The sequence below is a fragment of the Micromonospora coriariae genome, from assembly GCF_900091455.1.
GTDB lineage: Bacteria > Actinomycetota > Actinomycetes > Mycobacteriales > Micromonosporaceae > Micromonospora > Micromonospora coriariae.
Window position 1 is genome coordinate 2,309,095 of sequence record NZ_LT607412.1, and the last position, 21,275, is coordinate 2,330,369.

Below are 21,275 nucleotides of genomic sequence, written 5' to 3' on the forward strand. Positions count from 1 at the left end.
GTCAGACCCGCTGCTCCCGCAGGTCGGTGACCTCGGCGGCCGGCGCCCAGCCCTGGTAGACGCCGAAGTCGAACACCTCCAGCCGCATCGCCTCGGCCACCGGCCAGCGGCCACCGGTGTACTCCACACGCAGCCAGGCGTCGTGTTCACCGAGCACGATGAACGGCTGCCCCTGCCAGGTGCAGGTGGTCCGCACGTACGCCAGATCCTCGATCTCGGTCGCCGGCAGCACCCGCACGTACCGGCCGGCGCGGACCTCCTCGAAGCCCTCACCCGGCTCCGGCTGGTAGATCCGGATGTCGTCGCCGTCGGGGCTGGCCTGGTATTCCCGGCCCTGCCAACGGGCCACGTAGCCGTCCCGCATCACGCCTCACCGACCCGTCGCCACAGCACCGCGTCCGTGTCGAGCACCGCGACCACCCGCTCGGTGCCATCCGCGCCGATCCGCCAGAGCTGCGCACCGTACGGCAGCCGAGCACTGTCCACCTTGAACTCCGCCACCACGTCGCTACTCTCGCCCGGCGCGAAGCCGTTGCCTCGGAACGGCGGACGCTCGATGACCCAGCCCTCCATCGCGCGCATCGCCGGCTCGTTCTGCCCCCCGTAGGGAATCCGGTAGAGGCTCGGCCGGTGCGCCGGCCAGCGCAGCACGTAGATTTCCTCGGCGTCGCGGGCGAACGGCGAGCCCGGGTAGCTGAGGCCCAGCGCGTCGTACAACTGAGCCGGCGTGGTCAGGTGCGCCAACTCCCCGGCCCGGTGCACGAAGCCGGAGACCCGGTCGTACCCCCGATCCAGGTAGTACGCGAGCTGGCTGGGCGCGATCGCCTTCTGCATCACTGTCGGTCGGGCCGGGTCGACCGCTGCTGGGGCGTACCGGGGGCGGGCCGCGGGCTCCGCCACGACCGGCTGCTCCTCCGGGTCCACCTCCAGGTCGTCCCCGAGCCCCACCTCGGCGGCCCAGTTGGCCAGCGCGACGATCTGCTCGCCGGGCAGCTTCGCGCCGACCGGGGTGCCCGGGTTGACGGCGAACGACCAGTCCTCGTCCGGCCAGCGCCGGATCAGTTGGGCGAACTTCACCCGGACGACGTCGACCTCTCCCTCGGCGTGGTCGGCGAGACGCTCCGGGGAGGTGTAGACCACCACGTACGTCTCGCCGTCCAACTGCGCGGTACGCCAGACGAAACCCGGGTCGCCCGGGCGGCTGCCGCGCACCGAGTCCGGCGCCGCCGGCAGCAGCACACGGGCCAGCAGCAGGGTGGACAGGAAGGTGTCCGTGCTGCCCGCGCCCGCGGCGCCGAGCAGGTCCTCCTCGACCGTGTTGGCGGGCAGGAACTCGACCGGTGCCGGGGCCTCGGCCAACGCGTCCCGCCCGTCGCCATCCGGGACCGCGCGCTCGCCGTCAGCGTCGGGTCGCGCCGGCGCGGCACCGCTGGCCGTCCGAGATCCAGGCGATTGTCCGCCGAGGTCAGCCGGGTCGGCGGCGTCCGAATGGCCTTCGGCCATCTCGTCGGCGCGCACGCTGCCCGGAACAGCGCCCGCCGGACCGCCGGACCCGGGACCGAACGGACCCGGGTCGGATGACGCCGGACCGAACGACGGGCTGAACGGACCGGGGTCGGATGACGGGCCGGACGTGGCCGGATCGGCCGGCGGCGGACCGTACGGGCGCGAGCCGAATGGGTGCGGGGCTGAAGACGGTGGGCCGGACGACGCTGGGGCGGCGGGCCCCGGGCCGGGATTCGGTGGGCCGACCGACGGCGGCGCGGAGGACTCCGGGCCGGGCCGCACGGTCGCGTCGGCCACGCTGCTCGCCTCGGCCGGTTCGGTGAGGTCGCGGGACTCGATGATGGTGCCCTCGATGACGATGGGCGTGAAGCCGCGGCGCGGCGCGGGTGGGCCGGAGACCGGTTCCGCGATGGACGGGGGCAACTCCTCCACCGGCTCGAACCGGCCCGGGTCGCCGGGCTGGCCGCGCGGGATGGCCTGCGTCTCGTCGGCCGAGGGAGCGGGCCGCCCGGCCCGGGCCAGCGGCGGCTCACCGGTGGCCCGACCGGGCGACCGGAAGGCGCGGGTGGGCTCGTCGGCGAGCGGGGCGGGTCGGCGGGGCGGTAGGGGCTGGGTGGGCTCGTCGTCCGGCGCCGGTGCGCGTACTCCTCTGGGCGCGCCCAGGTCACCGGCCGGCGACCGCAGCGGTCGGGTGGCGTCCGGATCCGGCATCGGAAAAGCCGTGGTCGCGCCGTCGCCGGCCGGCGCGTCGGCGGGACGGCGGCGTGGAAACGGCTGGCTGCCCCGCGCGAACCGGGACGGCGGCGCCGCGCGGTCGCCGGCTCGACCGCCACCCGAGGTCGGGACGGCCGCCCGGTCGCGGTCGGACGCAGGTTCGAAGAAGGAGCGCGGGCCGCCCTGGGCGCTGCCGTTGCCGACGGCCGGGCCGTCGACGTCGGAGCCCGGCCGACTCGGAGCCGGCCAGGCCGCGCCGGGAGCCGGCTGGTCGGCCGGGACGACACCGGGGTGGTCGGCGGGCTTCAACGGCGTGAACCGGGACGCGGCGGGCCGGCTCGTGGGTACGGATTCGGCGCCCGGACCGCCGGGTCGGGGCGGGCCGGTCGGGTATCGCTGACCGGCGGCGGGCATGTCCTCGCCGCGCCGCGACAGCTCACCCGGACCCGGCGTGCGGGACGACGTGCCGGGCACCGTCGGAGCGCCCATTCGGGGCACCGCGCCCCGCGTCGGTGCGAGCCGCTCGGGCGGGGTCGCCACCGGGTCGGACCCGGGCGACGTGGACCCCGGGGTGGTCGGAACGTCGCGACCGGTCATACCCGTCCTGGACCGGGCAAGGGTCTCCGCGCGCTCCAGCCGGGCGCGGGCACCCATGGCGCGACCGGGGAGCCGGACGTCACCCCGGGAGAGCTGGGCGACGAACCAGGCCGGGAGGTAACCCTCGACGGGCAGGCCCGGGTTGACCGCGAGCCACCACTCGTGGTTGGGCCAGCCGACCGCGAGTTCCGTGAAGGGGACGCGCCGGTTGCTGCCGGAGTGCTCGCCGAGGCAGGTCCGCAGCGCGGCGGTGGAGGTGAAGGCCAGCACGTGCGTCCGGCCACCGGTGGTCCAGGTGCCCCAGCCGGGGGGTGCCTGACCGGGCGCTGCGGGCGCGGAGACCGGCAACAGCAGATCGGTGCGGGACAGGAGCCGGAAGTACAACTCCTGGTCGTTGGCGCGCAGCGCGTCCCGCATCGCCACCTCGGCCTCCGTGGCCGGCTCCCATTCGGTCACGGCCACCTCTCCTTCCGAGAACAGGCCACAGGTATCGCGTACAACCTACAAGGTGGTATCAAGATCACAATGGCTGGCCGTCGGCGGCCTGCCGGGGGGCCGGTGAGGCGATAACATCCCGTCCCGGAGCCGACACCATACGGAGGCCGTCGATGTCCCGGTCGATCGCACGCCCGGTCCTGGCGGGGTTGGCGGCCACCCTGCTGACCGGCGCGGCCGCCCCGGCCGTCGCCGCCGGTGCGACGCTCCCGGAAGCCCCGACCTGCGCCACCCCACTCGCCCCCGTACGGCCGGTCACGGCCCTGCCCTGGCCGCAGCAACGGTACGAGCCCGCTCGGCTCGCGCCGTTGGCCACCGGCACCGGCGTGACGGTGGCGGTGGTCGACTCCGGGGTCGACCGGGCGCACCCTCAACTGGCCGGGCGGGTGCTGGCCGGCACCGACCTCCTCGACCCCGGCGGGGACGGCCGCAGGGACTGCGCCGGTCACGGCACCGGCGTGGCGAGCATCATCGCCGCGGCACCCCGACCCGGCGTCGCCTTCCACGGCCTGGCACCGGGCGCCCGGATTCTGCCGGTGCGGGTGAGTGAGCAGCAGGTGGTGCAGGGGCGGGAGTCGGGGCGTACGGTCAGCGCCCGCGAGTTCGCCCGGGCCATCCGCTGGGCCGTGGACCATGACGCCGACGTGGTGAACCTTTCCGTGGTGCTGTACGTCGACGACCCGGAGGTCCGCTCCGCGGTGCGGTACGCGGTCGGCCGGGACGTGGTGCTGGTGGCCGCCGGCGGCAACCTGCACGACAGCGGGAACCCGCGTCCGTTCCCCGCCGCGTACGACGGGGTCCTCGGTGTGGGTGCGATCGGGGCGGACGGCGGGCGGGCGGCCTTCTCGCAGACCGGCCCCTATGTCGACCTTGTGGCACCGGGCAGCGAGGTGCTGGCCGCCGCGCCCGGCCAGGGCCACCACCGGGTCGAGGGCACCAGCTACGCGACGCCGTTCGTGGCGGCCACCGCGGCGCTGCTGCGCCAGTACCGGCCCGAGCTGACCGCCGCTCAGGTGGTGGAGAGGATCGTCGCCACCACCGATCCGGCACCCGACGCGGGCGGCGGGTACGGCGCCGGTGTGCTGAACCCGTACCGGGCGGTCACCGAGACCGGTGGCGGGCGACCGGCCGGCCCTCGGGCGGTCGCCGCGCTCGCCGACGACCGGGCCGATCCGGCGCTGGTCGCGCGCCAGGCCCGTCGGGCGGCGGCCCGGGACCGGGCCCTGCTGGTCGGCGCGGTGATCGGCACGACGGCGGTCACTGTGGTGCTGCTCGCCGTGGCGCTGCCGCGAGGTGCCCGCCGACGCTGGCGGCCCGCCGAACCGGTCTGACCCTCGCACCCGACCGCCCCGCTCCCCGATCAGACGCGGCCGGAGCGCCGGCCCACACACGGCCAGCGCTCGCGGCCCGCCTCCGGCGACCGACACGTCTGAAACACGCCTAGATCACTGGAACAGCCCGGTGTTCTTCTTCTCGGTGTCGAGATAGTCGGCGGCCGAGTCGTTCACCGCCAGCCTGATGTCGCGCAGCATCGCCTGGAGGTCCTGCGAGGCGGACCGCCACCGTGCCTGGCGCTGCTCATACGCCTGCCTGGCCTCGCCCGCCCAGCTCGCCACCAGCGGTGCGGCGTCCCGTTCGAGCTGGCCGAGCTGCGAGTCGAGCGTGTTCAGCGCCTTCTGGATGTCCGCGCCGGCCTGCTGAAGCGCGGCGAAGTTGACGACCAGCACACCGTGGTCCATCGGATCTCCCTCCCGAGCGGGGGTCAGAGCGGCAGTTGGATGCCGCCGCGGTTGGTGCCGGCCACCCGGCTGGCCGCCTCGTCGTCCGAGACGTCGTACTGCCGGCCGGCGGTGCGGATCGCCCCGGCGGTTTCGCGCAGCGCCCGGTGCAGCGCCGCCTGGTCCTGTGACCACTGCTGCTTGACCTGCTCGAACGACCGCCCGCCGGAGCCGCGCCAGGCCTGCTGCAACACCTCCAGCTCGGCCAGCAGGCCGGTCAGCATGGACTGCAACGACTGGTCCACCTGCTCGAACTTCGCGGCGGTCTGCTGCATCACCGCGGCTTCTGCCTGAGTCTGGGACACCCGGACGTCACCTCGTTTCCTCGGTCGTGACTGGCCGTCGACGCGCCCACCGTGGGGGTGCGCCGCTCGCATGACCCGGTCGTTGAGGACTGTGGACGCGGGTCAGCGAAGAACTTCGTGGCTGACGGTAGCGGCCCGGTAGCCGTTCTGCTACCCCCCGCCTCTCCCCTGTGGACAACCATGGCGAACATCGGTCGCTTACGATGTGCCGCAGTCACGTCGCGGCGTGTGACGGGCCGCGGGAGCGGCCGGCCGCCCGGCGCGGTCCACACTGCTCGAGGAGGCGCGGTGCCGGCGACAACCACCGGAGGGTCGCACCCGGCGACGCCGGTCGGGCCCGGGCCGGGAGTCGTCGCGCCAGCGACCGGGCCGGGAATTGGCCCGCCGGGGTTCGGGCCGGGCGGGTCCGCCGACACCGACCCCGGAATCGCCGGGCGGAGCACGCCGCACCGCCCGCCACCGATCGCCCGCCGGGCCTCCGTGGGCCGGCGCGGGGGCACCGGGGTGTACGCCGGTCAGCTGGTCACCGGGCAGGTCGCCGTGGCGCTCGTCCTCGCCGCCCTGGGCCGGGGCCTTCCGGTCACGGTCGCGGCCCTGCTGGCAGCGGTGCTGCTGGTGGCGTCCGCCTGGGTCCGGTTCCGCGGTCGGTGGCTCTTCGAATGGCTGGCCACCGCCGCCGGGCACCTGACCCGCCGCCGCGCACTCGCCGGGCCGGCAGGCCCACGCGAGTTGCTCGGCCTGGTCGCCCCCGGCACCGTGGTGCGCTCGACGGAACTCCCCGGCGGGCCGGCCGCGGTGCTGGAGGACACCGGCGGCATGGTGGCGCTGCTGGAGCTCGGCGATTCCGGCGACCTGCTCGGCGACGCGCCCCGGGTCGTCCCCGCGCCGTCCGCGCTGCTTCCGCCGACCGGGCCGGACGTGCCGCCGCTGCGGATCCAGCTGCTGCTCGCGGGGACACCGGCCCCGGTGCCGGCCGTGGGCGGCACCGTCGGCACGTCGTACCGGCAGCTCACCGACGGGCGGCTCGCCGGACGGGAGCGGGCGGTGCTCGCGGTCCGGGTGCTGCGGGTGGACGGCTGGTCCGAGGAGGACCTGCGCCGGGTGCTCGCCGGCACGTTACGCCGGATCGTCCGCCGGATCGGGCCGTTGACCGCCCGGCCGCTCGGTGTGCCGGCGGCGCTGCGCGTCCTGGGCGAACTGGCCCACCACGACGGCCATCCGGTACGGGAGTCCTGGCCGGTGCTCCGGTCCGGCGCTCTCGTCCAGGCCACCTTCCGACTGATCCGCTGGCCGAGCGACGGTGCCGGCGCGCGCCGGCTGGTGCCACGGCTGCTCGCGCTGCCGGCGACCGCGACGACGGTGTCGCTCAGCGCGGGCCCGTCGCCGGTCAGCGGCGTGACGGGTGTGCCGATCGAGCTGACCGTACGACTGGCCGCCGGAACGGCGACGGAGCTGACCGAGGCCGCCGAGGCACTGGATCGGCTGGTGACCGGCCTGGGTGGGGAGCTGAGCCGACTGGACGGCGCGCACCTGACCGGGCTGGCCGGCACGCTACCGCTGGCGCTCGCGACGCCCGGTGCGCAGTCGCGGTCAGCGCTGGACGACTGGGAACTGACCCTCGGCGGAGCGGGGCTGATGGTCGGCACGAACCGGCACGGTGGGGCGGTGACCGTCCGGCTTTTCCGGCCGGAGGGCACGCGGGTGCTGCTGGTCGGCGGGTTGCGTGCCGCCCAGTTGGTGGCCCTGCGCGCGATGGCGCTGGGCGCCCTGGTGGTGGTCCAGACCGGACGCCCCCGCGCCTGGGAGCCGTTCGTCAGGGGTGTGGGCGCGCCGGGCGGGACGATCCCGCTGATTCCACCGGGTCGGCCGGTCGCCGACGGGGTGGGCACGGCGCTGCGGCCGTTGCTGCTGGTGGTCGACACCGGGCCGGTGCCGGCCGACGCCGAGCCGGGCCCGCCCTGGCGGGCCATCCTGGTGGTCCGGGACGAATTGACCCCGGCGGACGTGGATGCCCTGACCCGGGCCGACCTGGCGGTGCTGCAACCGTTGGACGCCACCGAGGCCGCGCTGGCCGGCACCGCGCTGGGGCTGGGCGGCTCGGCCGAGTGGTTGACGCGGATCCGGGACGACATGGTGGCCGTGGTGAACCGGCGTGCGCTGCGCTGGGCGCTGCTGTCCCCCACTCCGATCGAGGCGCAGCTCATCGGACGACCCGCGCGAGGCTGAACCGTTCCGATCGTCAATCGGCGGGTTACGCCGGTGCCCGGTCCGTGGCACGATCCCCGCCATGGGTTTTCTGAAAGGGCTGCTGATTCGGCTGGCCACCACGGCGCTGGCCTTCTGGCTGGCCACACTCCTCATTCCGGGCATCACTCTGGAGTCGACCTCCACCGTCGAGACGGTCACCACGCTGCTCCTGGTGGCAGCGATCTTCGGTGTGGTCAACGCGGTGCTCCAGCCGATCATCAAGACCGTCGGCTGTGGCTTCTACCTCCTGACCCTGGGTCTCATCGCGCTGGTGGTGAACGGGCTGCTGTTCCTGCTCACCAGCTGGATCGCCGACCAGGCCGGGCTACCGTTCTCCGTCGACGGGTTCTGGCCCGCCGCCGTGTTGGGCGCGCTCTTCGTGAGCATCGTGACCTGGGTCCTCGGCGCGATCCTCGACCGGGACTGACGGGCGACCGACCAGGATCGACCCGGACCGCCCGGGCCCCGGCCGTGGCCGGAGCCCGGGCGGTCCGGTGACCAGAGTCCGAGAATTGGCCGGCGTCGGGGCCGGTCCGGACGGCTAGCGTCGTGGGGTGTTCTCGCTGACCCGCTCCGACGGCCACCTCCTCAGCACCGATCCCGCCCGGCTGGATCTGGACCGGGTGCACCGGTGGCTGTCGACCGACGCGTACTGGGCACTGGGCCGGGACCGGGAGACGGTCGTCCGGGCGTTCGCCGGGTCGCTGCCGTTCGGCGTCTACCGGCCCGGGGACGGCCGCCAGGTCGCGGTGGCCCGGGCGGTCACCGACGGGGCCACCTTCGCCTGGCTCTGCGACGTGTACGTGGACCGCGCGTCCCGGGGTCACGGGTTGGGCGGCTGGTTGGCCGGCGCGGTCCGCGACCACCTGGCCGAGCTGGGCGTACGCCGGATCCTGCTGGCCACCAACGACGCGCACGAGGTGTACGCGCGGGTGGGCTTCACCCCCCTGGACGAGCCCACGCGATGGATGCAGCTCGACCGACGTCCACCGGTGACCCCGGTCACCGGAAAGGAACAAAGCGCGGTTTGACCCCTTACGGTGGAGCCGTGACGCCACTCCGCCTGGGATACCTCTACGGCCTCGGCGCGTACCTGCTCTGGGGCTTCTTTCCGCTCTACCTCAAGCTGCTGCGACCGGCCGGTCCGCTGGAGATCCTCGCCCACCGGATCGTCTGGTCGGTGGTCTTCGTGGCCCTGCTGCTGGGCGCGCTGCGCAACGTCGGCTTCCTGCGGGCGTTGCTGCGCCGGCCCTGGGCAGTGGCCGGAATCGTCGTCGCCGCGGCCCTGATCGCGATCAACTGGGGCACCTACATCTACGGGGTCAACTCGGACCGGGTGGTGGAGACCGCGCTCGGCTACTTCATCAATCCACTGGTGGTGGTGCTGCTCGGGGTGACGGTGCTGCGGGAGCGGCTGCGCCCGGCGCAGTGGGTGGCGCTGGGAATCGGCGCGTCGGCGGTCGCGGTGCTCACCGTGGACTACGGCCGGCTGCCCTGGCTGGCCCTGACCCTGGCGTTCAGCTTCGCCGGCTACGGCCTGGTCAAGAAGCGGCTCGGGCTGCCCGCCGCGGAGGGGCTCTTCGTCGAGTCGGCAGTGCTGGCGCTGCCCGCGCTGGGCTACCTGGCCTGGCTGACCCGGCGTGCCGAGTCGACCTTCGGGCACGTCTCGGCCGGGCACACGGCGCTGCTGGTGCTGGCCGGCGCGGCTACCGCGATCCCGCTGCTGCTCTTCGCCGGAGCCGCCAACCGGCTGCCGCTGAGCAGCCTCGGGATGATCCAGTACCTGGCACCGATCCTGCAGCTCGGCTGCGGCGTGCTGATCTTCCACGAGCCCATGCCACCGGCCCGCCTCGCCGGCTTCGCGCTGGTCTGGCTCGCCCTCGTCGTCTTCACCGCCGACGCCGTCCGCCAGTCCCGCCGCACGCGCGCCCGCGCCCGCGCCGCCACCCCCCGCACCCCCGTCCCCGCACCCTGATCCGGGGTCAGGGGACGGCGTACGAGAGGACCGGGGTGCCGTCGGCGCGTTGCAGTTCGACGCTGACCAGTTCCGCGTCGGTGAACCGGGTGGCGCCGGTGAACTGCAGTGCGTCGCCCGGCGCGGCCAGCCAGGAGCCGATCTGCTCGGTCGCGCCGTCGGGTCCACGCGCCACCAACCGGAAGGTGTACGCCTTGCCGTAGCCGGTCCGGGGGTCGTACCCGCAGCGCATGGTCACCTCGGTGCCCCAGTCGGTGCCGGTCAGCCCGATCTCGGCGTGCACCGGCCCGGCGGAGGCCACCGGCCGCATGGCGACCATCGACACCTGCGGCCCGGGAGTGCCCGGGGAGCCCGGGACGCCCGGGGTGCCGCGCAGCACAGTTGCGGTGCCCACGCCGACCACCAGGGCGAACGCGGCGGCGACCAGCCCGGTCAGCGCGTACCGCCGGCGGATGGCCCACCGCTCGCGCCGCCGGCGGGCTCTGGCCTCCTCGAGCAGCGCGGGCACCCGGGGTTCGGTCGGCGGTGGCAGGAACTGCTCCAGACCCGCCGGGTCGAGGCGACCGAGCAGCCCGGGCAGGACGGCGATCTCGGCGACCGCGTCCCGGCAGGAGGCGCAGCCGGCGAGGTGCCGCTCGTAGGCCGCCCGCTCGGCGGGGGCCAGGGCACCCAGCACGTACGCGCCATCGTCGTGCGCGAACTCGCACCGGGTCATCCCGTCACTCCCATCTCAGCCAGGACCAACCGTAGTGACCGCAGCGCGTAGTGGGTGCGGGACTTCACGGTGCCCGGTGGCACCCCCAGCCGGGACGCCGCCTCGGCCACCGACCGCCCCTGGTAGAAGCACTCGACCAGCACCTCGCGGTGGGTCGCGCTGAGCCGGTTCAGCGCCTCGGCGACGGTCCACGCCTCCACCGCGCGCTCGGCCTCGTCGACCACCTCCGGCGGTTCCGGGATCTCGTCGGTGAACACCTCACCGACCCGGGTGGACCGCCGACGCCAGGCGTCGATGGCGAGGTTGCGGGCGGTGGTGAAGAGCCAGGCCCGCACCGAGCCGCGGCGCGGGTCGAGCGACTCCGGATGCCGCCAGGCCCGCAGCAGCGTCTCCTGCACCAGGTCCTCAGCCCGCTGCCGGTCCCCGTTGACCAGTCGGAGGGCGTGGGCGTACAGCGCTTCCGCGTGCTCGTCGTGCAGCGCGCGCAGCAGTTGGGCGTCGTGGTCGCTGATGGCGGTCTCCTCACTCCCGGCGCGCGTCGGGCGGTGCGTCCGCTCGTGAATACGTGCGGTCACGCCGATCGGTTCAGCCCGAGGTCAGACCGGTTGCGTGCGGTCGGTGCCCCCAAGCCGGGCGTGGTGGTCACCTGGCGCCTGGACGGCGGCCCGGTGGGCAGCTGACGTTGCTCCGGCGGTCCGGCGCCGGACCGCCACGAGAGGCCCTCTCCCAGCCGGGGAGAGGGCCTCTCGGCGTCCGGTCAGTGGTCGGCGGCGATGCCGTCGGCGACGGCGCGGGCCACCGTGAGCAGCTTGGCCCGGACCACCCGGGCGGAGGTCATCATCTCGCCGGCGGGCAGCGCGCAGGCCAGCACGACCCGGCGTTCCATGTCCTTGTCCGGCGTGACCAGCACGGCCGCGCAGGCCACCCCCTGGCGGAACTGACCCAGCTCCAACTGCATCCCCCGCCGGTCGCCGGCGGCCAGGTCGGCCTCGAACGTCTCGGTGCTGGTCAACGTGGCTGTGGTGAACGGGCGCATGCCGTATTCCCGCAGGTAGCGGAAGCGTTGTTCGGCGGTGAGCGTGGCGAGCAGGGACTTGCCGAGTGCGGTGGCGTGCGCCCCCTCGTCGAAGCCGGGGACGAGGTCCTCCAGGTAGGGCGACCGGGGCCCCTCGGCGACCGCAGTGAGGGCGACCTGGCCACCGACGAAGCGGCCGAGGTAGTGGCTGTAGCCGGTGTCCGCGGCGGCCCGCCGGAGCGTCTCACCGACCGCCGGCGGCCCCCGGAACGCGGTCACCAGCTCCCGGTAGCGGTCGGCCACCTCCAACCCCACGATGTACGTGCCGTCCTCCCGACGGATCACGTAGCCCTCGTAGGCCAGGGTGCGGACCAGGTGGTACGTGGTGGCCACGGTCAGCTCGCACCGCCGGGCGATCTGCTTGACGGTCAGGCCCTTCGGGGCGCGACCGACCGACTCGAGCACCCGCAGCGCTCGGGACACGCTGCGGATCAGGTCCGAAGGTTCTGCCAAGGGGTCGCGCACAACCACCTCCGCCGCCGGGGACTTACACCATATGAAAAACAGGCCCGGTGCGAAATGCCTGTTCGGGTCGAGGATGCCAGATCACCATCCACGCCTTGTGCACCGCCGGTCACCGGGAGTGGTCCGAGCGCGACTCGCGTAGGTTTGCCGGACGATGAACGACACCACCCGCACCCCCGCCCCCGACAGCGCCCGCACCAGCCCGATCCGGGCCGGCGCCGGCGCTGTGCTCACCACCGTGGCCTGCGTGCTGCCCGTCTTCCTGCTCGGCGGCCTCGCCGTGCAGATGGGCGCCGACCTCGGGTTCTCGCCGGCCGGTCTGGGCCTGGCAGTGGCCGTCTACTTCGGGGTCAGCGCGCTGGCCTCGGTGCCCTCCGGTCGTCTGGTCGAGCGGTACGGGCCGGCAATGGTGGCCCGCTGCGGCATCGTGCTGGCCGCCGGGTCGATGCTTGCCGTGGCGGTGTTCGCCCGGTCGTACCCGGCGCTGGTCGCGCTGCTGGCGCTCAGCGCCACCGCGAACGCCCTCGGCCAGTTGGCCAGCAACGCCGTTCTGGCGCAGCACGTCCCGGCCCGTCGGCAGGGGCTGTCGTTCGGCGTCAAGCAGTCGGCCATCCCGGTCTCCACCCTGCTGGCCGGGGCGGCGGTGCCCACCATCGCGCTCACCGCCGGCTGGCGCTGGGCGTTCGTGGCCGCCGCCGGTGCGGCGCTGACCACGCTGCCCGCCGTACCCCGGCAGATGCCCGACCGCGCCCGGCGGGCCGACGCCAAGCGTGCTGGCCGTGCCACGGTGGCGCTGGTGGTGATCGGTGTGGCGGCGACACTGGCCGCGGCCGCCGCCAACGCGCTTGGCACGTTCCTGGTGGACTCAGCGGCCGCCCGTGGGCTCTCACCGGGCCTCGCCGGTCTCACGCTGACCCTGGGCAGCGCGGTCTGCGTGGTGGCCCGTGTCGGTGCCGGCTGGCTGGCCGACCGCCGTACCGGCGGTCACGTCGCGCTCATCGCCGCGATGCTGGTGGTCGGTGCCGGCGGGTTGGGCCTGCTCGCGTTGACCGGCGCGGTGCCGCTGGTGGCCGGCGTGGTACTCGGCTTCGGCCTGGGCTGGGCCTGGCCCGGTCTGATGAACTTCGCGGTGGTCCGGCTCCACCCGCAGGCCCCGGCCGCCGCCACCTCGATCACCCAGACCGGGGTGTACGCGGGCGGCTGTCTCGGCCCACTGAGCCTCGGCCCGCTCGCCGCCCACCTCGGCTACCCGGCGATGTGGACCACCGCGGCGGTGTCCATGCTGCTCGCCGCCGCTCTGATGCTCGTCGGCAGTCGCCTGCTGACCCGCATCGCCGCCGGGGCGAACCGAACCGGAGATCAGCTGGTGCGGTCGGCGATGTAGTCGCAGAGCGATTCGAGGGCGCGGCGGGACGGGCTGGCCGGAAGCGGAGCCAGGCGCTCGCGAGCGTCCTCGGCGTAGCTGCGCACGGTCTCCCGGGCACGCTTGAGCGCCGGGCTCTCCCGGAGCAGCCCCAGCGCCTCGGCGTGCAGCGCGTCGTCGGTCAGCGGGCCGGTGGCCAGGATCTCCCGCAGCCGCACCGAGGACGCGTCGAAGTCGTCCGCCGCCTGGGCGTAGAGCACCGGCAGCGTGGGGACGCCCTCGCGCAGGTCCGTGCCGGGCGTCTTGCCGGACTGCACCGACTCGGAGGCGATGTCCAGCAGGTCGTCGGAGAGTTGGAAGGCGACGCCGATCGTCTCGCCGTATCCGGCCAGCGCCTCGATGTGCTCGGCGGAGGCGCCACCGAACATGCCGCCGAACTGGGCCGACGTGGCGATCAGGGAGCCCGTCTTCTCGGCGATCACGCTCAGGTAGTGCGCGACCGGGTCGTCGCCGGCGCGCGGCCCGACGGTCTCGGCGATCTGGCCGTGCACCAGGCGGGCAAAGGTCCGCGCCTGCAACCGGACCGCCTCCGGACCCAGCTCGGCCGCGATGTCGGCGGCCCGGGCGAAGAGGTAGTCACCGACCAGGATGGCCACCGAGTTGGTCCAGCGGGAGTTCGCGCTCGGCGCGCCCCGGCGCACGTCCGCCTCGTCCATCACGTCGTCGTGGTACAGCGTGGCCAGGTGGGTGAGCTCCATCACCACCGCCGCGGAGACCACCCTCGGGCTGGTGGCGTCACCGAACTGGGCGCCCAGCGCCACCAGCAACGGCCGGAACCGCTTCCCGCCGGCCTCGAGGAGATGCCGGGCGGCCTCGGTGACGAACGGGTCGGCGCTGGCCACACTGGCCCGCAGCTCGACCTCGACCGCGTCCAGCAGCCTCAGCACGGACGCCTCGACGCGGGGATCGGCGAGATGAAGGCCGAGCGCGCCGAACTGACTCGTGCTCGCCCGACCCCGGCGACCGCCGGAGCCGGTGGCACCTGAACGCTCGCCAGCCGGAATCACCACGCATCAACCATGCCACACCCGTTCTACCTGCTCCGGGCCGGGGATACGCACCGGGGGCCGGCACGCGAACGCGTGCCGGCCCCCGGTTGCCGATGCTCTGGTCATCGGACGAAGTCGGCGGCTCCCGTCGCCAGGTCGAGCAGCGGCGCCGGGGCGATGCCCAGCACCAGGGTGGCCAGCACGCCGATCATCAGCGCGGCGGAGGTGAGGCCGCCGGGCACGGTGACGGTCGGCGTGGACTCGCCCGGCTCGGACAGCCACATCATCACCACGACCCGCAGGTACGGGAAGGCCAGCACCATGCTGGTCAGCACACCGGCGATCACCAGCCACGCCTGACCGCCGTCCAGCGCCGCCCCGAAGACCGCGAACTTGCTCATGAAGCCGCTGGTCAGCGGGATGCCGGCGAAGGCCAGCAGGATGAACGTGAACAGTCCGGCGAAGAACGGCGAGCGCCGGCCCAGCCCGGCCCAGCGGGACAGGTGGGTGGCCTCCCCGTCGTCGTCCCGGACCAGGGTCACCACCGCGAACGCGGCCAGCACCGAGAAGCCGTACGCGACCAGGTAGAACATCGTGCCGGCGAGGCCTTCACGACTCGGCGCCAGCACGCCGACCAGCAGGTAGCCGGCGTTGGCGATCGAGGAGTACGCGAGCAGCCGCTTGATGTCGGTCTGGGTGACCGCGAGCACCGCGCCGACCAGCATGGTCAGCACCGCCACCGCGCCGAGCACCGGAGTGAAGTCCCAGGCGGCGCCGGCGAACGCGACGTGGAAGACGCGCAGCAGCGCGCCGAACGCGGCGACCTTGGTGCAGGCGGCCATGAACCCGGTGACCGGGGTCGGCGCACCCTGGTAGACGTCCGGCGTCCACACGTGGAACGGGGCCGCCCCGGCCTTGAAGAGCAGACCGATGGCGAGCAGCGCCATGCCGGCGAAGAGCAGCACCGGGCTGGCCGGCGACTCGGTCACCGCCGCGTTGATGGTGGCGAAGTCGACCCCGGCCACGCGGCCCGGGATGCCGGCGGTGAAGCCGTAGATCAGGGCCACACCGAACAGGAAGAACGCCGAGGCGTACGCGCCGAGCAGGAAGTACTTCATCGCCGCCTCCTGGCTCAGCAGCCGCCGGCGACGAGCCAGCGCGCAGAGCAGGTACAGCGGGAGCGAGAAGACCTCCAGCGCGATGAACATGGTCAGCAGGTCGTTCGCCGCCACGAAGATCAGCATGCCGCCGATCGCGAACGTGGTGAGCGGGTAGACCTCGGTGAGGCCGTTGCGCCCCTCGGCCTGCCGCCGGTCGTCGGCCGACTCCGCGGTCACCGCAGCCTGGGCGACGAACGCCCCGCCGCGCTCCACCGAGCGGTCACCGATCAGCAGCAGCGCCATCGCGGCCAGCACCAGGATCGCGCCCTGGAGGAAGAGCGTCGGCCCGTCCACCGCGAGGGCCTGACCGGCGGTGATGATCCGGTCGTCGGCGTTGAGGACCACCATGGTCAGCGCGGCGAGGACGGCCAGCAGGGCCAGCGTCAGCTGCACGACGTGCCGCAGGCGCCGGGGAACGAAGGCCTCGACCAGCACGCCGAGCAGAGCGACGCCCAGCATGATCATGATCGGGGCGAGCGCCGCGTAGTTGAGCGACGGCAGTTTCAACTCGGTCATCGGGCCGGCCTTTCGTTCACGACTGCGGGGCTCGCAAGCTCACTCCTCGCGTTCACCGGCGCGCCTCCTGGACGGTGCCACCCACCGACGGGGCGGGGTCGGTCCTGCCGATGTCGTCCATGGTCGCCTGGACGGCGGGGTTGATCACATCAGTGACCGGCTTGGGGTAGAAGCCGAGCAGCACGATCAGCGCGATCAGCGGGGCGACCACGACCTTCTCGCGCAGGTTGAGGTCCCGACGCATGCCGTCGACCTCGGTCAGTGCCGGGTTGAGCGTGCCCTGGGTGGTGCGCTGCACCATCCACAACACGTAGGCGGCGGCCAGGATGATGCCGAGCGTGGCGATGACCGCGACCGGCTTGTTCACCGTGAAGGTGCCGATCAGCACCAGGAACTCGGAGATGAACGGCGCGGTGCCCGGCAGCGCGAGCGAGGCGAGACCAGCGAAGAAGAACACCCCGGCGAGCACCGGAACCAGCTTGCCGGCACCGCCGAAGTCACTGATCAGGGCCGAGCCACGTCGGGCGACCAGCATGCCCACCACCAGGAAGAGCAGGCCGGTGGCCAGACCGTGGTTGAGCATGTAGAGCACCGCGCCGGTGCCGGCCTGGGTGGTGAAGGCGAAGATGCCCACCCCGATGAACCCGAAGTGCGCGATCGAGGTGTACGACACCAGCCGCTTGAGGTCGTTCTGGCCGACCGCCAACAGCGCGGCGTAGATGATGCCGATCACGCCCAGCGCCAGCGCCCACGGCGCGAACCACTTCGACGCCTCGGGGAACAGCGGCAGGCAGTAGCGCAGGATGCCGAACGTGCCGACCTTGTCCAGCACGCCGACCAGCAGCGCCGCGGCGCCCGCCGGTGCGGCGCCACCGGCGTCCGGCAGCCAGGTGTGGAACGGGAAGAACGGTGCCTTGATGGCGAACGCGAGGAAGAAGCCCAGGAACAGCCAGCGCTCGGTGCCGGTGCTGATGTCGACCTGCGACAGCGCCTGCCAGTCGAAGGTCTTCCCGCCGACCACCCACAGCCCGATCACCGCGGCCAGCATGAACAGGCCGCCGACGAGCGAGTAGAGGAAGAACTTCACAGCCGCGTACTGCCGCTGGTGGCCGCCGTAGCTGCCGATCAGGAAGTACATCGGTACCAGCATGACCTCGAAGAACACGTAGAACAGGAAGACGTCGGCGGCGGCGAAGACGCCGATCATCGTGCACTCGAGGACCAGCAGCAGCGCGAAGTAGACGGGCACCGACCGCTTCGACGACTCCGCGTCGTGCCAGGACGCCAGGATCACCAGCGGAACCAGCACCGCGATCAGCATCAGCATCACCAGCGCGATGCCGTCGGCGGCGAAGGTGAAGCTGACGCCCCAGTCCGGGATCCACGAGTACGACTCGCGGAACTGGAACCGGTCACCGCCGGCGTTGAAGCTGACCCACATCACCACCGAGAGCACCAGCACCAGCAGCGACCAGGCGAACGCCACCTGCTTGGCCAGCTCCGGCCGGTGGCGCGGCAGGAACGCCACCACCAGGGCGCCGACCAGCGGCGCCACGGTGAGCACCGAGAGGAACGGGAAGTTGGACATTATGCGGCCTTACCTCCGTCGTCACTGCGTGGTCCGCCGGCGGGGGCGGCCGGAAAGAGGTCGATCACGCCAACCACCCGGCCTGCACCGCCAGGAACGCCGCCATCACCAGCAGCGCACCGGCCAGGATCGAGGTGGCGTACGAGCGGACGAAGCCGGTCTGCAGCCGCCGGAGCCGGCCCGAGCCGCCGCCTACCGCGGCGGCGAGCCCGTTGACCAGCCCGTCGACGCCCCGGTTGTCGAGGAAGACCAGCGCCCGGGTGAGGAAGATGCCGGGCTTCTCGAAGACCGCCTCGTTCACCGCATCGGTGTAGAGGTTGCGCCGGGCGGCGGTGACCAGCACGCCGGCCGGCTGCGGCGCGGTGGCCGTACCGGCCCGGAAGAGGAACCAGGCCAGCCCGGCGCCGAGCACGGTGACGAGCAGCGACAGCGTGGTGATGACGGCGTGCGAGAGGACCGCCTCGTGCTCGGCATGCTCGCCGCCCAACCCGGCGGTCGCCGTCAGCCAGTCCGGCACCGACGTCGCGAGCAGGAAACCGGCGCCGACCGAGCCGACCGCCAGCAGGACCAGCGGGATGGTCATCAGTGCCGGCGACTCGTGCGGGTGCTCGATGTCCTCGGTCCACCGCTTCGGGCCGTGGAAGGTGAGCACGAAGAGCCGGGTCATGTAGAACGCGGTCAGCCCGGCGCCGAGCAGCGCCGCCCCGCCGAAGAGCCAGGCGGTCCAGTCCGCCCGCTCGAAGGCGGCCACGATGATCGGCTCCTTGGAGAAGAAGCCGGAGAACGGGAACATGCCGATGATGGCCAGCCAGCCCATCATGAAGGTCAACCAGGTGATCTTCATGTACTTCGACAGCCCGCCGAAGCGGCGGATGTCCACCTGGTCCTTCATCCCGTGCATGACCGAGCCGGCGCCCAGGAACATGTTGGCCTTGAAGAAGCCGTGCGCCAGCAGGTGCACGATGGCCAGCGCGTACGCGCCGCCACCCAGGCCGACGCCGACGAACATGTAACCGATCTGACTCACCGTCGACCAGGCGAGCACCCGCTTGATGTCGTCCTTGGCCGCGCCGATGATGCAGCCGATCAACAGGGTGAGCGCACCGACGCTGACCACCACGAGCTGGAGCGTCGAGTTGGCGGAGAAGATCGGGTTGGACCGGGCGATCAGGTAGACGCCCGCGGTGACCATGGTGGCGGCGTGGATGAGCGCCGACACCGGAGTGGGGCCCTCCATCGCGTCCGGCAGCCACGCCTGCAGCGGGAACTGGCCGGACTTGCCGGTCGCGCCGAGCAGCAGCAGCAGGCCGAGCACAAGCACGGTCGAGCCGGCCAGCGCGCCGACGCCGTTGAACACCTCGTCGTACTGGGTGGTGCCCAGGGTGGCGAACATGATGAAGATGCCGATGGCCAGGCCGGCGTCGCCGACCCGGTTCATCAGGAACGCCTTCTTGCCGGCGGTGGCGGCGCTCGGCCGCCCGTACCAGAAGGAGATCAGCAGGTACGACGCCAGACCGACGCCCTCCCAGCCGAAGTACAGCATCACGTAGTTGTTGCCGAGCACCAGCAGCAGCATGGCCGCGACGAACAGGTTGAAGTACGCGAAGAACCGGCGGCGGCCCGCGTCGTGCGCCATGTACTCCACTGCGTACAGGTGGATCAGGAAACCCACGCCGGTGATCAGGAGGACGAAGACGGCGGCCAGCGGGTCGAACAGCAGGCCGAAGTCGACCCGCAGATCACCGACCGCGATGAAGTCCCAGAGGCTCAGCTCGACCGACTTGTTCTCCAGGCCACGCAGCTGGAAGAAGGAGGCCAGGCCGAGCACGAACGCGGCACCGATGGCGGCGACGCCCAACCAGTGCCCCCAGCGATCGGCCCGCCGGCCGAGCAGCAGCAGGATGGCCGCGCTGACCAGCGGGATCGCCACGAGCAGCCAGACGCTGCCGAGCAAGCCCGTGGCACCGGCGTACTGCACAGTCTCTTCCACTTGCTTGCCCCTTAGTACTTGAGCAGGTTGGCGTCGTCGACGCTCGCGGAGCGTCGAGTCCGGAAGATCGACATGATGATCGCGAGACCGACCACGACCTCAGCCGCCGCCACCACCATCACGAAGAACGCCATGATCTGACCGTTGAGGTCACCGTTGATCCGGCTGAAGGTGACCAGCGTCAGGTTGGCCGCGTTGAGCATCAGCTCCACGCACATGAACAGCACTATCGCGTTGCGCCGGACGAGCACCCCGGCGGCGCCGATGGTGAACAGCACCGCGGCGAGTACCAGGTAGTAGTTCGGCTCGACCGAGAAGAACCCGTCCATTACTTGTCCGTCCCCTTCAGCGAGGTCTCCTCGGCGGTCAGCTCGCGCTGCGGAAGGATCGCCGGGGTGCTGCGGTCGGTCAGGCGGCCGTCGGGCAGCCGGGCCGGGGTGGCCACCGAGGAAGAGGTCGCGAAGACTCCGGGGCCCGGCTTGGGGCCGGGATAGTTACCCGGAGCGAAGCGCGCCCGCATGGTGGCCGGCTGGTCCATCTTGTCCTGCTTGCGCCGCTCGACGTGCGCCAGCACCATGGCGCCGACCGCCGCGGTGATCAGCAGCGCCGAGGTCAGCTCGAACGCGAAGACGTACTTGGTGAACAGCAGACGGGCGATGCCTTGCACGTTCCCCTCCGCGTTGGCCTGCTCCAGGCCGACCGCGGTGGTCTCGTCCAGCGCCTGGTAGACGCCGCTGCCGATCAGGCCGGCGAAGCCCAGCCCGAGCGCGATCGCGGCGACCCGCTGGCCGCGTAGCGTCTCGATCAGTGAGTCCGAGGAGTCCCGGCCGACCAGCATCAGCACGAACAGGAAGAGCATCATGATCGCGCCGGTGTAGACGATGATCTGCACCATGCCGATGAACGGACCGGCCTGGAGCACGTAGAACACGCCCAGGCAGAGCATCGTCAGCACCAGCCAGAGCGCCGAGTGCACGGCGTTGCGCGCCGCCACCATGCCGATCGCCCCGATCAACGCCAGCGGGGCGAGGATCCAGAAGGTGACCGCCTCGCCGCCGGGCACCGAACCCGCCGCGGCGAGCACCGTCTCCGTGGTCATGCTCCGTCTCCCTTACCCGCGCCGGCTCGCTGGGCCGCCTGCTCGGCGCCCGGGAACGTCACGCCGGGGTGCTCCTCGACCTGGTAGCGGCCGGGGCCCATCGGGGACTTCTCCGCACCGGCGGAGGTGCCCGGGTTGTCCAACGCGCCCACGTAGTAGTCCTTCTCGCTGTCACCCAGACGCATCGGGTGCGGCGGCTGCTCCATGCCTTCGAGCAGCGGTGCGAGCAGCTGCTCCTTGGTGAAGATCAGATCCTGCCGGTTGTCCCGGGCCAGCTCGTACTCGTTGCTCATGGTGAGCGAACGGGTCGGGCAGGCCTCGATGCACAACCCGCAGAAGATGCACCGGGCGTAGTTGATCTGGTAGACGCTGGCGTACCGCTCGCCCGGCGAGAAACGCTGCTCGTCGGTGTTGTCGCCACCCTCGACGAAGATCGCGTCCGCCGGGCAGGCCCAGGCGCACAGCTCACAGCCGATGCACTTCTCCAGCCCGTCCGGGTGCCGGTTGAGGATGTGCCGCCCGTGGTAGCGCGGCGCCGACACCGGCGGCTTGAACGGGTAGTCGGTGGTGACGACCTTCCTGAACATGTGCGAGAAGGTGACCCCGAAGCCCTTGAACGTTCCGGTGATCGTGCCCAC

Annotated in this window: 20 protein-coding genes; 6 read left to right on the forward strand and 14 right to left on the reverse strand. The window is 72.7% G+C overall.

Features of this window, described 5'->3' with window-relative positions; genetic code table 11:
* Position 1: 1 nt before the first annotated feature.
* A complete protein-coding gene (locus GA0070607_RS10775; protein WP_089018079.1) occupies positions 2–367 on the reverse strand; it encodes a hypothetical protein in 366 nt (121 codons plus the stop codon).
* Positions 364–3,273 carry an SseB family protein gene (locus GA0070607_RS10780; protein ID WP_089021780.1) on the reverse strand — a complete coding sequence of 970 codons (2,910 nt, stop codon included), beginning with the start codon at positions 3,271–3,273 and terminating at the stop codon, positions 364–366. The genes GA0070607_RS10775 and GA0070607_RS10780 overlap by 4 nt, the downstream gene beginning before the upstream one ends.
* A 152-nt stretch (positions 3,274–3,425) precedes the next feature.
* Here GA0070607_RS10780 and mycP point away from each other — a divergent pair, with 152 nt between their 5' ends.
* Positions 3,426–4,643 (forward strand): type VII secretion-associated serine protease mycosin, encoded by a 1,218-nt coding sequence (gene mycP / locus GA0070607_RS10785; RefSeq protein ID WP_089018080.1) that lies wholly within the window; start codon positions 3,426–3,428, stop codon positions 4,641–4,643.
* A 114-nt stretch (positions 4,644–4,757) separates the two neighbouring features.
* Here the strand turns inward: mycP and GA0070607_RS10790 are convergent, their stop codons facing one another.
* Both GA0070607_RS10790 and GA0070607_RS10795 read right to left on the reverse strand, forming a co-directional pair.
* On the reverse strand, positions 4,758–5,051 hold the full coding sequence (locus GA0070607_RS10790; RefSeq protein ID WP_089018081.1) for a WXG100 family type VII secretion target: 294 nt from the start codon (positions 5,049–5,051) through the stop codon (positions 4,758–4,760).
* 23 nt (positions 5,052–5,074) lie between these two features.
* Positions 5,075–5,395, reverse strand: a complete 321-nt coding sequence (locus GA0070607_RS10795; RefSeq protein WP_089018082.1) for a WXG100 family type VII secretion target — start codon at positions 5,393–5,395, stop codon at positions 5,075–5,077.
* A 426-nt stretch (positions 5,396–5,821) separates the two neighbouring features.
* Between GA0070607_RS10795 and eccE the strand changes: the two genes are divergently transcribed.
* The 4 genes from eccE to rarD all read left to right on the forward strand — a co-directional run bounded on the left by eccE (position 5,822) and on the right by rarD (position 9,617).
* A complete protein-coding gene (gene eccE, locus GA0070607_RS10800; protein WP_408630901.1) occupies positions 5,822–7,621 on the forward strand; it encodes a type VII secretion protein EccE in 1,800 nt (599 codons plus the stop codon).
* Positions 7,622–7,682: 61 nt separating this feature from the next.
* Positions 7,683–8,069, forward strand: coding sequence for a phage holin family protein (locus tag GA0070607_RS10805; RefSeq protein WP_089018084.1), 387 nt, complete (start codon positions 7,683–7,685; stop codon positions 8,067–8,069).
* Between the two features lie 127 nt (positions 8,070–8,196).
* The gene (locus GA0070607_RS10810; protein WP_089018085.1) at positions 8,197–8,673 is read left to right on the forward strand and encodes a GNAT family N-acetyltransferase; all 477 of its coding nucleotides are present in this window, start codon (positions 8,197–8,199) and stop codon (positions 8,671–8,673) included.
* A gap of 17 nt (positions 8,674–8,690) precedes the next feature.
* Positions 8,691–9,617 carry an EamA family transporter RarD gene (gene rarD / locus GA0070607_RS10815; protein ID WP_089018086.1) on the forward strand — a complete coding sequence of 309 codons (927 nt, stop codon included), beginning with the start codon at positions 8,691–8,693 and terminating at the stop codon, positions 9,615–9,617.
* A 7-nt stretch (positions 9,618–9,624) separates the two neighbouring features.
* On the opposite strand, the gene GA0070607_RS10820 is transcribed toward rarD, so the two are convergent.
* From GA0070607_RS10820 to GA0070607_RS10830, 3 genes are all read right to left on the reverse strand, one after another.
* On the reverse strand, positions 9,625–10,332 hold the full coding sequence (locus GA0070607_RS10820) for an anti-sigma factor family protein (protein WP_089018087.1): 708 nt from the start codon (positions 10,330–10,332) through the stop codon (positions 9,625–9,627).
* Positions 10,329–10,844: a sigma-70 family RNA polymerase sigma factor gene (locus tag GA0070607_RS10825; RefSeq protein ID WP_089021781.1), complete on the reverse strand. Its 516-nt coding sequence runs from the start codon at positions 10,842–10,844 to the stop codon at positions 10,329–10,331. Before GA0070607_RS10825 ends, GA0070607_RS10820 begins: the two co-directional genes overlap by 4 nt.
* 245 nt (positions 10,845–11,089) lie before the next feature.
* Complete coding sequence (locus GA0070607_RS10830; protein ID WP_089018088.1) at positions 11,090–11,872, reverse strand: IclR family transcriptional regulator; 783 nt, start codon at positions 11,870–11,872, stop codon at positions 11,090–11,092.
* 154 nt (positions 11,873–12,026) lie between these two features.
* On the opposite strand from GA0070607_RS10830, the gene GA0070607_RS10835 reads away from it, so the two are divergent.
* Positions 12,027–13,256 carry an MFS transporter gene (locus GA0070607_RS10835; protein ID WP_089018089.1) on the forward strand — a complete coding sequence of 410 codons (1,230 nt, stop codon included), beginning with the start codon at positions 12,027–12,029 and terminating at the stop codon, positions 13,254–13,256.
* Here the strand turns inward: GA0070607_RS10835 and GA0070607_RS10840 are convergent.
* From GA0070607_RS10840 to nuoI, 7 genes are all read right to left on the reverse strand, one after another.
* On the reverse strand, positions 13,232–14,305 hold the full coding sequence (locus GA0070607_RS10840) for a polyprenyl synthetase family protein (protein ID WP_089018090.1): 1,074 nt from the start codon (positions 14,303–14,305) through the stop codon (positions 13,232–13,234). The two genes, GA0070607_RS10835 and GA0070607_RS10840, sit on opposite strands and share 25 nt — an antisense overlap.
* Before the next feature lie 101 nt (positions 14,306–14,406).
* Positions 14,407–15,960: an NADH-quinone oxidoreductase subunit NuoN gene (gene nuoN, locus GA0070607_RS10845; protein ID WP_089018091.1), complete on the reverse strand. Its 1,554-nt coding sequence runs from the start codon at positions 15,958–15,960 to the stop codon at positions 14,407–14,409.
* Positions 15,961–16,012: 52 nt separating this feature from the next.
* On the reverse strand, positions 16,013–17,548 hold the full coding sequence (locus tag GA0070607_RS10850) for an NADH-quinone oxidoreductase subunit M (RefSeq protein WP_089018092.1): 1,536 nt from the start codon (positions 17,546–17,548) through the stop codon (positions 16,013–16,015).
* A 64-nt stretch (positions 17,549–17,612) separates the two neighbouring features.
* Positions 17,613–19,538, reverse strand: coding sequence for an NADH-quinone oxidoreductase subunit L (gene nuoL / locus GA0070607_RS10855; protein ID WP_089018093.1), 1,926 nt, complete (start codon positions 19,536–19,538; stop codon positions 17,613–17,615).
* 11 nt (positions 19,539–19,549) lie between these two features.
* Positions 19,550–19,867 (reverse strand): NADH-quinone oxidoreductase subunit NuoK, encoded by a 318-nt coding sequence (nuoK, locus tag GA0070607_RS10860; RefSeq protein WP_089018094.1) that lies wholly within the window; start codon positions 19,865–19,867, stop codon positions 19,550–19,552.
* Positions 19,867–20,637, reverse strand: a complete 771-nt coding sequence (locus GA0070607_RS10865) for an NADH-quinone oxidoreductase subunit J (protein WP_089018095.1) — start codon at positions 20,635–20,637, stop codon at positions 19,867–19,869. The genes nuoK and GA0070607_RS10865 overlap by 1 nt, the downstream gene beginning before the upstream one ends.
* Complete coding sequence (gene nuoI / locus GA0070607_RS10870) at positions 20,634–21,275, reverse strand: NADH-quinone oxidoreductase subunit NuoI (protein WP_089018096.1); 642 nt, start codon at positions 21,273–21,275, stop codon at positions 20,634–20,636. The genes GA0070607_RS10865 and nuoI overlap by 4 nt, the downstream gene beginning before the upstream one ends.